The organism is Bartonella sp. AP58NXGY (assembly GCF_042195785.1).
GTDB lineage: Bacteria > Pseudomonadota > Alphaproteobacteria > Rhizobiales > Rhizobiaceae > Bartonella.
In genome coordinates this window covers 1-259 of the sequence record NZ_JBHIOY010000364.1, presented here as the reverse complement: position 1 = coordinate 259, position 259 = coordinate 1, and the positions used below count along the sequence as shown (strand labels likewise).

The window sequence follows — 259 nt, the reverse complement described above, 5'->3', positions numbered from 1 at the left end:
ACTTTCTATTGGTGTGAGTGTAGAAGAAAAATACGCTAAGCCTAGATTAAAAGCTGCTTCATTAATTCACTTTCCCAAGCTACCGAATAATATTTCACAGATTAATGTTGAAAATATTTTTTTACCAGAAACAGGCTATAAATCTGAAGTTTATTATATAAGAACAGCTTCAGTAGGCGAAAGCGCTGCCGCTGAAATGAGTTACTCCAATACTCTAGCAGATATTGTTTTTACCTCAACAAATCGTCAATCTGTACTA

The 259-nt window shown here is 34.0% G+C and carries 1 protein-coding gene; it reads left to right on the top strand.

Annotated elements, in window-relative coordinates:
• A partial coding sequence (locus ACFINC_RS11440) for a hypothetical protein (protein ID WP_375617276.1) occupies positions 1 to 259 on the top strand: 259 nt, incomplete at both ends.